Here is a 9,849-nt window from a genome sequence, read left to right on the forward strand (position 1 = left end):
ATTTCAGCCCCTTGCCCAATTCCCAGACGGTGGCTCCCGATACGGCTGTTGCCTCAAGCTCGGAAGCGACAGCAACGGCTAATCAGTCAGATAGCCCGTCGCTTGACTCGGCCCTGCCTGCAGACACCGCCGCTGCGACGAATCTACAGCGTTCAGCCTCAGCTCCCACCTTAGAAACAGGCTTGGATCCAGTTGCCGAAAGCTTTTCAGTGCCGCCTGAGTCAGAGGATAAGCCTGAACCGCCCCAGTCCGTGACTCCGCCGTCTGATATGGCTGCGCCTAGTCCACCAGTGACTGACTCGGTAGAAAATGCAGCCCCAGCAACCTCCCCTGAAATTCAGCGATCGCCCGTTTCTGCCTCCCCTAGCAGCTTTGATCTTGTCCAGCCCTCAACTACAGAGCGTGCTGCCGCCGATCGCTTGACCCGCTCTCAACCCTATTCCCAAACGGCTGCTAGAAACGTACCGGCGAGTAGTCACCCCGCCCCGCCGCTCCCGGCTGAGAATACGGGGGCAAAGACAAATTTACAGCGATCGCCCACCGACTCTCCCACGGCTGATTTACCCACCCCGGCAGACTTAGCTACTCCAGAGCCAGAAAGCCCACAGCCTGCAAATGTCGAGGGGCTAGATCCGTGGCCTGAAGCGGACACTGCGCCGTCAGTATCTGCTGTCGACTCTTCGCCTGCTATCAAAGAGGCTGAAGCCAATCCAACGCCGCCGATTTCACCGGAGAGGGACAAAACCAGCGTTGAGTCAGTTTCATCTCCCATCCAGACAGAAAACCTGCTGCAGGCAAGGCTGGAATCAGAAAGTTCCCCTGCCGTAGATGAACTCAATCCCCCTGAAACGGCAGATACGAGCGATCTAGCTCAGGGCGATCGCGCTGCTACGCCCCTCCCTGGCCCAGAATCTGCGTCAGAAACAGTTGCCTCTGCCATTACGCCTAGCCTACCAGCCGCTAGCTCAGATGCTGAGCCGAAAACGTCCTCCTCCCCAGCGCCTAACCTGCAGGCTCAGCGCGCAAATACGGAGAGCACGGATGCCATGCAGCCTGTTGCAGAACCAGCGCCAGCGGCTGCGACCAGTGAGACAGCTGGAGCCGCCGCCGAGATCACAACTGCGACCAACGATTTATCTCAAGCAGATGCCTCATCAGAGATTCCGGCGCTGCCGGTCACTGCTGCAGCGTCGCAAACGAGTCCCCCAGACTCAGCAGCCGACATCCCGGCACCCGAAACCTGGTTGCAGTTTCCCCAAGTCTTGCAAAACTTGTCTAGTTTAAATCTCAGCTCCGTTTCCGCTTTGCAGGCCGCTCCAACTCCCCCCATCCAGAGAACTGCTGCCAGTCAGCCGCCTTCAGGCTACAAGCCCCTGCTTTCAAAACCGACTGCTGCCTCAGACAGTTCTACCCTTGTCCTGCAGCCAAAGTTAGAGAAGACGCCCACCAGTCAGCCAGCCGCGACGACGACTGCGGTGCCAGGAGATTGGAGCAGCATTTCTGAACTATTACAGATGAGCCGTCAGACTTCGGCTGCGGAACCGACCAGAGCTGAACCGGCTAACTCTCAGCAGACTTATGAGGATTTACGACCTTTTGAGCGCGATCGCGTTCCCCCTCCCATACCAACGATTTCTCAAAATTCTGCCGCTGAGGATTCAGTTCAACCCCTCCAGGCTTTTACCGAAGCGCCCACTTCGCCGAGTTCTCCATCTGCCGCAGCAGAATCCCCGTCTGCTACGGTTGCCTCAGCCGCTAACATCGAAAAGCTAGCTCAGGCTGTTTACTACCGACTCAGACAGCGGATTGCCTTGGAGCGAGAACGACGAGGCGGTAACTATTCAGGACGGTTCTAGTAGCCCTAAACGGGTAGGAGACTCTTAAGCTATGACCACGCTTTCTAAAGCAAAACTAATTGCCGTTGATGGGGGCGAAGACATTGAATTTATGTTTAACCCCAATCAGCTAGACTTCAGCCGCAGCATCAGCCTGGAACAGTCGGCAGGCTCCCGCACCGAAGAGGGAGAAAACAAGGCTAGCTTCAAACATCCCAATCCCTACTCCTTAAAAATTAGCAACATTATTTTAGATACTTACGAAAAAGGAACCAGCGTTTTAGACGTACTGGGCAAATTCACCAAAGCGGTTGAATTTTCTGAAGGGGGCGAGGGACAAAACAAGCGTCCTCCCATTTACCTGTTTACCTGGGGTGACCAGAACTATCTGCGCTGCTTCGTCAAAGACCTGAGCTTTAAGCTGTCTCTTTTCATGCCCGATGGTACCCCTGTCCGCGCAACAGTAGATCTTTCGCTAGAACAGGTGGATGCGCCCACTCCCAGCCCAGGACAAGGAACGCCTAGTCCCAGTTCAGGCCAGCGCCAAGGGGCCAGCCGCAGCACATTTTTGAAATAGTTCTTAGGGATTAAGCTGAGATGCCTGTCACTTATATTTCCGAAATCAAGCTTGAGATTGATGGTCAGTCTGCTCCCGGAAAACTGTTAGAGGATTTGCTGCAGGTCACGGTAGAGCAAAGCCTACACCTACCTGGCATGTTTACCCTGGTGATCAATAACTCCTACTTTTCAGGACAGGTCGAAACTGATACTTGGCAGCATCAAGACCTATTTGAGATTGGCAAGTCAGTCAAAATTGGTTTCATTTCAAGTACCACCGAATCGCAAGAGTTTGAGGAGGCTGAAGAAGACTGGGTTCTAGAGGGCGAGATCACCGGTATGGAGAGCCATTTTACCTCTGGCTCCCAAGCTCCAATCATTGTGCGGGGATATGACGTCTCTCATCGCCTTCACCGAGGCCGCTACAACCGCTCTTTTCAGAACATGACTGATACCGATATCGTCAACAAAATTGCTGGCGAAGTGGGTATTCCGACAGGCACCGTTGATCAAACGCAAGGGCCTTTTGGCTATGGAGATGTCAATGGCTCTAACGGCTACACCTTTCAGCACGATCAGACCAATATGGAGTTCATGCGACAGCTTGCCAACCGCAATGGGTTTGAGCTGTTCGTGCAGGCAGGCAAGCTCAACTTTCGCCAGCCAAAAGCTGATGATTCTATAAAGCTTAAATGGCTACGAGATTTGCATAGCTTTCGCGTGCGCGTCACCAGTGCGGAGCAGGTCAACGGCGTTGAAGTCCGGGGGTGGGACTATTCCGCCAAGCAACCCATCGTCTCAACTAAGAACAAGGGGCAGACCTTAACCAAAAATGATTATGGGGAGGGCAGCAAAACCAGTACTTCGTTTAAGGGTAAGCCGCCTACACCCACAATGGTCTTAGTCAATCAGCCCGTTAGCGTTTCTAAGCAGGCGGACTTGCTGGCCCAGGCAATCTGCAATGAATTAGCCAGTGAGTTTGTTCATGCTGATGCTGAAGCTGAGGGCAATCCAGCTATTTGTCCCGGCAAGACAATCAAGCTGGCAGACATGAATAAGTACAACGGTGAATATTATGTCACTGAAGTGCGTCATACCTACCAGGAAAGGACTTATCTAACCGAGTTCAGCATTCGTGGGCTGCGCGGCGGCGATCTCTTCAGCCTGCTGTCAGCAGGTAGCAGCGCTCCCCATCAGGGACCGCTGGTCGGCATTGTTACTGACAACAAAGATCCGCAGAGCTGGGGACGAGTTCGAGTTAAGTTTCCTTCCCTCACTGAAGAACATGCTAGCTATTGGGCGCGAGTTGTGGGAGCCGGAGCCGGCCCCAATCGCGGCTTTGACTGTCTGCCTGAGATCAATGACGAGGTACTGGTGGCTTTTGAAAACGGCGATATTCATCGCCCTTATGTGATTGGTGGGGTTTGGAACGGCAAGGATAAGCCTAAAGAAGCAGCCGATGACACGATTCAGGATGGCAAGGTGCGGCTGCGGACGCTAACGACTCGGACGGGGCATCAGCTTCAGTTCGTTGAAGAAGACAAAGGCAGCAGCAAGGCAGGGATCTATCTAGATACCTCAGGCGGCCATAAGGCTCACTTCAACGATAGCGAGAAAAGAATCGAAATCAAAAGCAACGGTGGTCACCAGGTCATTTTGGATGATTCCAGTAAGAAGATAACCCTGTCCTCTACCGGCACGATTGAAATTACCGCCCCGACCAAAATTACGCTGAAGGTGGGCAGTTCCAAGATTGAGCTGAGTCAATCAGGTATTGAGATTCAGGGGATGGTCACCAATATGAAGGGAACCACCAGCGCCTCGGTAAAAGGTATCAACGTCAATGTTGAGGCCACCGGGCCGTTAGTGGTGAAGGGATTGCCAATTAAATTAAATTGAGGAGGAACCGCTATGTCACTCCTAGTCTGTCAGGGCGCTACGCTGAAGTGTAGCTTTGGACTAGCGCCCAGCGTGTTGCAGGTCATTCCTAAGGGGCCGCCAGTTCAGGTTGGGGTACCGATCGCCGCAACTATTATGGATCATATTCCCATGACCAATATCTTGCCTTTCGGCATGTGTACGTCTCTAGCTAACCCAACGGTTGCGGCGGCGACCACGGCAGCTTTGGGAGTCCTCACCCCTATGCCCTGTGTGCCTGTGACAGTTGCCCCTTGGATACCGGGTTCGCCAATGGTCCCAATCAACAATTTCCCAGCGCTGAATAACTCTTCGACCTGCCTATGCACCTGGGCTGGCGTAATTTCTGTTTTGAGTCCCGGTCAGTTTACCGTCAACGTCCCCTAATGCCGAATTAAGCAGAATGAGCCGTGACTTCTGGAGATACTGGGCTCATTTTGTCGGCGTAGCACAGCCGTAAGATCGCTCTCGCTTTTGCCTCAGACCGAATATCTACCCAGAGACAGTAGGTATCTGCAATTGCCATGATGAGAGACTGCATGTTGTTTTCGCTGAGATCGCAGGCAGCAAGGTAGGCGTCTTGCTGATCTAAAAATTTGAAGTCGGCAACTAGTTTGTAGATAACGTTCTGATAGACGGTGGCCTGATAGACGACGCCCCCTTGATAAAGATTGAAGCTCTCAATTTCTGAGTCCGCCACCATCTGGGGCAAGAACATGACTGCTGCGTCCTTTGGCTCAATAAGCTGTTGTTTCTAGTAAAGCAATACCTCGGCCTGCGCGTCCTGCGCTAAATTGCCGATTCCCCTCAGCACTGAATCTCGACCTTTGTCCAATGGCAGCCCTGTAGCAGCTTGATTACAGTAACCATGTATTGTGTGAAACGATTATGCCTGAGCCGTCATCGCCATCACCACACACCTATCTAGGGCAGGGCTTTTCCTTTCCTATGCAAGTAGGCGTTCAGGGAGGCTTACAACTCAATGCAGCTCATCGCAATATTGAAGATTCTATCGGCATTATCTTACGCACCAATCTGGGAGAACGAATCTATCGGCCTGACTTTGGTTCGCGCTTATCTGAGCTGGTGTTTGCACCGCTGAATACGCAAACGCTATTGCTAATTCGGCTATACGTGGAAGAAGCCTTGAAAAAGTGGGAGCCTCGCATAGTTCTAGATGCGGTGCGTACTGACCCTGATCCTATGAGCGGTCGTGTCGATATCGTCATCGAGTATCATCCTAAAGGCCATCATGATAGTCGAAGCCTGGTTTACCCGTTTTATCTACTGCCGCCGGGAGAAGCCTAATCTATTGTTTTTGGAGGGTAAGTTGCCGTGGAATTTGATTTTTTACCCAACCTACCCAAATCAAACTTAGACGATCGCACGTTTAAGGAGCTGGTAGACGAATGCGTGCTGCGAATTCCCCGCTACTGCCCGGAGTGGACTAACTATAACCCTTCCGATCCCGGCATTACCCTAATTGAGCTATTTGCCTGGCTCACCGACCAGATGCTGCTGCGGTTTAACCAGGTGCCGCGCCGCAACTATGTAACATTTCTAGAAATGCTGGGAATGCGGCTGCGATCGCCCGTGCCAGCTCAAACCGAAGTCACGCTCTATCTTTCAGCCGCCTTGGAAAATCGCTATCAGATTCCGGCGGGGGCTGAGGTTGCCACTGAGCGCACCGAGGCAGAAGAAGCGATTATTTTCAGCACCGATAGTCCGCTGCTGATCGGCGTACCACGAGTACGACACTTTCTCACTTCAGATACGCTGGAAACGCGTCCGCAGATGCTGCGCGATCGCTTTGCTAATCTCTGGACGCAAGATGACAGCGGCTACTGGAGCGGGCGGGAGCAGTATGTGTTTGAGGAACGGCCCCAGGTCGGTAACTGCTTCTATTTAGTCTTTGAACCAGAAGAACCCCTCGATGGCAATGTGATTTCGCTGACGCTGCAGGGAGAACCCGCCGGCTCGACGGGCATCAATCCCGACCATCCGCCGCGTCGCTGGGAAGCCTGGGACGGTCGTGCCTGGCAGCCAGTGCTGCTGCGGGAGGGAGATGACGGTACTCGCGGCTTTAGCTTTGAAGATGTGGCCCAGCAGCAGGAAATTGGCGGTATCCGGGAAGCTAACGTAACGCTGCACCTGCCGCTGCAGTGGCCGTCAACTTACTTCTCCACCTATCAGGGCCGCTGGCTGCGCTGCGTCTACACTCAGCCCCAGGGCGGGCAGGCAGGCTATCAGCGATCGCCAGAGCTGATGGGAATTACAGCGAGATCTATTGGCGGCACGATTCCGGCTAGCCAGTGTACGCAGATTCGCGACGAGCTGCTAGGGGAAAGCAGCGGCACACCGGGGGCCACCTTCAAGTTGCAGTCAGAGTCGATCCTGCCGCGTCAGGAAGGAGAGCATCTGGTAGTGACGCCGCCGATGGGGCTGCCGCAGATTTGGCAAGAAGTGAACGATTTTTCCGAATCTGGCCCGGAGGATCGCCACTATACCCTAGACTCACTGACCGGAGAAATTCAGTTTGGCCCGGTGGTGCGAGAGTCCTCGCAGCTCAGACAGCAAATGGAGCTGCGATCGCAGGTACAGATGCAGGGACATACCCCTAGCACAACTGAACTGGCTGCGGTAGAAACTTTAGAGCGTCAGTACGGCATGGTACCACCGCGAGGCTCGATGATTCGGATGGCGGCCTATCGCACCGGGGGCGGTCAGCGAGGCAACGTGCAGGCTCACTCCATCCGCATCCTCAAAACCGCAATTCCCTATGTGGTCAGCGTCATCAACCACCGCCCCGCCCTCAACGGCGCTGATGCCGAGTCTTTAGAGGAAGCCGTGATTCGAGTGCCCAAACTGCTGCGGACGCGCAACCGGGCTGTGACGCCAGAAGACTTTGAAACCCTGACGTTGCAGGCCAGTCGGGGCGTAGCGCGGGCCTATTGTCCTGTAGCCCACGGGGTTAGCAGTGAAGCAGGCGTCGTGGATTTGCTAATTGTGCCAAAAGCCGATGTGCGCCAAATCGCTCGCGGCGAAGGCATCGATCCGCAGCAGTTGGCGCTGGGAGATGGGCTGCGGCAGGAGGTGATGGCCTATCTCAATGAGCGGCGGCTGCTAGGCGTTCAGATTCGGCTGCAGGCCCCGGAATATGTGGGGGTGGCGGTGCAGACGGAGGTGGGGTTAGAGCCAGCGTATAACAGCCCCCAAGCTCAGCAGGAAATTTTAAGCAGTTTACAGGTGAAGCTGTATCGCTTTCTCAATCCGTTGACAGGCGGCCCGGAGGGCGAAGGCTGGGGCTTTGGCGCGCCGGTCTACCGCTCAGACGTAATCGGTCTGTTTCAGCAGACGCCGGGGGTGCGCTATTTAGGTACAGTGCTGCTGTTTGAACTGCGGCGACAGGGACAAAACTGGACGCGGACGCTGGCAGCAGACGGCATGATTGATCCGGGACCGCTGGGACTGATCTGTTCTTGGTCGAACCGCTATCTGCGATCGAGTCATGCTATCAGTCTGGTGAGTTAGGGAGGCACTATGAGTCAGGCCCGCTCCAGCCAGCTATTAGCGTTAACCCTCACCCCCATGCAGACACCGGAAGCCTATCCGGCCCAGGGAGCGGCTACCTGGCTGGCGGATGCCACAACCAGCGTTGTCGGTGCGCCTCAACTGCGGCTATGCCCCGGTGAACCTAGCGAAATTGTGGTGCAGCTCAAAAACCAGAGCGATCGCCCCTTGCATCTCAGCTTATACACCACCGGCGATTTTCCGGCTCACTGGTGCCAGATTGGCACCGAGGGGGCAGAACTACCTGCCGGTCAGCAGATGGACGCGGTACTTTATTTTGAAATTGGGCCAAATTTCTTTGAAGACTCTTTGACCCTCGGCCCGCAGGAGCAAATCAAGATCAACTATCAGGGTCAGCTTTATGTCTATTCAGTGCAGCCTGAAAACGGCCAGCGGCAGCAAATTGGCAGCGCCGCCTTTCAAATCTTTGTCCGCCCCCATACGCTCTATCCCCGCTTCTTACCGGCGATTTATCGGGAAGTAGATTTTATTGGTCGCCTGCTGAAAATCTTTGAACAGGCTTTTGAACCAGCGGTAGAAGCGCTCGATAGTCTGTGGGCCTACCTGAATCCGCTGACGGCCCCAGAGACGCTGCTGCCATTTTTAGCTTACTGGGTGGGCTGGCCCAGCAGCGGCCCCTGGGAAGTGACCCAACAGCGGCGGCTCATTTATTACGCCATGGAAATCTACCGCTGGCGGGGCACGCGCCGGGGGCTACAGCTCTATTTACATCTCTACACAGGCTTACCGCTAGATGATCCTGAAACGCCGTCAGCGCAGCAGCATATTTGTATTGAGGAGCAGTTCACCCAGGGGTTCGTTTTAGGCTCTGCCTCCTTAGGACGGGAAGCACTTTTGGGCGGCGGCCAGCCTTTTCACTTTACGGTACGACTGCGATCGCCCCAGCCTGAACAAATCGATATGGCCCTAGTTCACACCATCATTCGCCAAGAAAAGCCTGCTTTCTGCACTTATGAACTCTATGTAGAATCTCTAGAAATTCCCGCTCCTCAGCTAGAACCTGGCTAGCCTTGCGCCGCTGCCCCCCTCTGTTTCTATAATGACGCCAACTCTCAGATCTGAAGCCATGCCCGAATCGCTGCCTCCTATCCAAGTATTTGAGCGACTGCAGATTGCTGATGGCTTGCTGATTACGGCAGAGCGCTGGCAGCAGGCCCATCGCTATCATCGTCAGCGCCAGAACTTTCACTTTCAATCTCTGAGCCAGTCTGGCATCATCAGCGGTTTGGGCGTAGCGGTAATTCCGGCCCCGGCCAGCATCGAGGCCCGCTACCGAGATCAGCGCTGGGTGCAGGTGCAGGCGGGAGTCGCGATTGATCCAGCCGGTAATCCCATCGTTGTGCCCCAGCCGGAAACGTTTCGGATTGAATTGGAGCCTCAGGCGGGCACATCCCAAACGGTGTTTTTGGTCATCAGCTATGTCGATCCCGACGAGCTGCGGCAGCTACCGGGGCGGGAGCAGGTGCGCGAGCAGTTTCGCATTGTCGAGACGACTCATCCTGGGCCGCTAGACGTGGAGCTGTGCCGCATCCGCGTGACGGACGGGACGGTGCAGCTCCGCAACGCCCTCAACCTGTTTAAGCCCCAGCCGAATGAGGTTGATCTCAACTATCGACGGCGGGCACAGCCCCGCGCCCTCTATGAAACTCAGGTAGCCTTTTTGCAGACGGGAACCGCTTTGGATCAGTCTTTGAGATGGGGGCTGAACTGCCTGCTGCAGGCCACCGAGGCCCTATTTCCCAAGCTGCAGCCTGCGGCACCGCTGACGGAATTTGCCGCCACCGCGATTGCCACCGCTGATCTCTCGCCGTTCGATCTGCTCTATGCGCCCCGCTCAGCGCTGCAAAATTTGACCCTAGACGCCACCAAAGCGCTAAAAACCTATCTGGTTCAGGGCGGACTGCTGCTGATTACGGTTGACTTTGACGAAACCAAAATTGACGAGCTG

The 9,849-nt window shown here is 54.8% G+C and carries 9 protein-coding genes; 8 read left to right on the forward strand and 1 reads right to left on the reverse strand.

Annotation, left to right across the window (positions count from 1 at the left end):
• From QJQ48_RS26945 to QJQ48_RS26960, 4 genes are all read left to right on the forward strand, one after another.
• Positions 1–1,856 (forward strand): hypothetical protein (locus QJQ48_RS26945; RefSeq protein ID WP_346294322.1); only part of this gene is annotated, 1,856 nt, incomplete at its 5' end.
• Between the two features lie 31 nt (positions 1,857–1,887).
• Positions 1,888–2,412 carry a CIS tube protein gene (locus QJQ48_RS26950; protein ID WP_346294323.1) on the forward strand — a complete coding sequence of 175 codons (525 nt, stop codon included), beginning with the start codon at positions 1,888–1,890 and terminating at the stop codon, positions 2,410–2,412.
• A gap of 20 nt (positions 2,413–2,432) precedes the next feature.
• Positions 2,433–4,292, forward strand: coding sequence for a VgrG-related protein (locus QJQ48_RS26955; RefSeq protein WP_346294324.1), 1,860 nt, complete (start codon positions 2,433–2,435; stop codon positions 4,290–4,292).
• 12 nt (positions 4,293–4,304) lie between these two features.
• Positions 4,305–4,697, forward strand: coding sequence for a DUF4280 domain-containing protein (locus QJQ48_RS26960; RefSeq protein WP_346294325.1), 393 nt, complete (start codon positions 4,305–4,307; stop codon positions 4,695–4,697).
• A 7-nt stretch (positions 4,698–4,704) separates the two neighbouring features.
• Here QJQ48_RS26960 and QJQ48_RS26965 read toward each other — a convergent pair whose 3' ends face one another.
• A complete protein-coding gene (locus QJQ48_RS26965; protein WP_346294326.1) occupies positions 4,705–5,028 on the reverse strand; it encodes a hypothetical protein in 324 nt (107 codons plus the stop codon).
• 230 nt (positions 5,029–5,258) lie between these two features.
• On the opposite strand from QJQ48_RS26965, the gene QJQ48_RS26970 reads away from it, so the two are divergent.
• From QJQ48_RS26970 to QJQ48_RS26985, 4 genes are all read left to right on the forward strand, one after another.
• On the forward strand, positions 5,259–5,618 hold the full coding sequence (locus QJQ48_RS26970) for a GPW/gp25 family protein (protein WP_428843105.1): 360 nt from the start codon (positions 5,259–5,261) through the stop codon (positions 5,616–5,618).
• Between the two features lie 27 nt (positions 5,619–5,645).
• Entirely contained in the window at positions 5,646–7,841 is a 2,196-nt protein-coding gene (locus QJQ48_RS26975) for a putative baseplate assembly protein (RefSeq protein ID WP_346294328.1), read from the forward strand.
• Positions 7,842–7,850: 9 nt separating this feature from the next.
• Entirely contained in the window at positions 7,851–8,909 is a 1,059-nt protein-coding gene (locus QJQ48_RS26980; protein ID WP_346294329.1) for a phage tail protein, read from the forward strand.
• 58 nt (positions 8,910–8,967) lie between these two features.
• The coding region (locus QJQ48_RS26985) for a hypothetical protein (protein ID WP_346294330.1) at positions 8,968–9,849 on the forward strand (882 nt) is incomplete at its 3' end.

Source organism: Sphaerothrix gracilis Ecp01 (genome assembly GCF_030405905.1).
In the GTDB taxonomy this organism is placed as follows: domain Bacteria; phylum Cyanobacteriota; class Cyanobacteriia; order Phormidesmidales; family Phormidesmidaceae; genus Sphaerothrix; species Sphaerothrix gracilis.